The 305-nt window shown below is 66.6% G+C and carries 1 pseudogene; it reads right to left on the bottom strand.

Going from position 1 to position 305, the window contains the following annotated elements:
- Positions 1-305: pseudogene (sucA, locus tag E5162_RS14530) on the bottom strand (2-oxoglutarate dehydrogenase E1 component); the annotation flags it as partial.

Raw genomic sequence — 305 nt, 5'->3', positions numbered from 1 at the left:
CCTCGGACTGACGCCGGTACTTGGCCTGCTTGGCGCGGACCTTGCCGAGCACGACCGGGTCGACCGCCTCAAGGTGGGAGGGGTTGGCCGTCAGCGAGAGGTGGACGGTATTGCCGGCAAACTCGCGGTCGGACGAGGAGCCGAGGTGATATTTCACGTCGCCGGAGGAATACTCCGCGCCGAGCGTATCGCCGCCCTGAAACTCGTTGAAAATGACGTGGTAGGGCTTGTCCATCACCGCGCCGAGCACGTTCAGGCGCCCGCGGTGCGGCATGCCGAGCACCATGTCGGTGACGCCGAGCGCG

It is taken from the genome of Marinicauda pacifica, assembly GCF_004793635.1.
GTDB classification, from domain to species: Bacteria; Pseudomonadota; Alphaproteobacteria; order Caulobacterales; family Maricaulaceae; genus Marinicauda; species Marinicauda pacifica.
The sequence above is the reverse complement of the archived record's forward strand: the minus strand, read 5'-3'. Positions and strand labels throughout refer to the sequence as shown.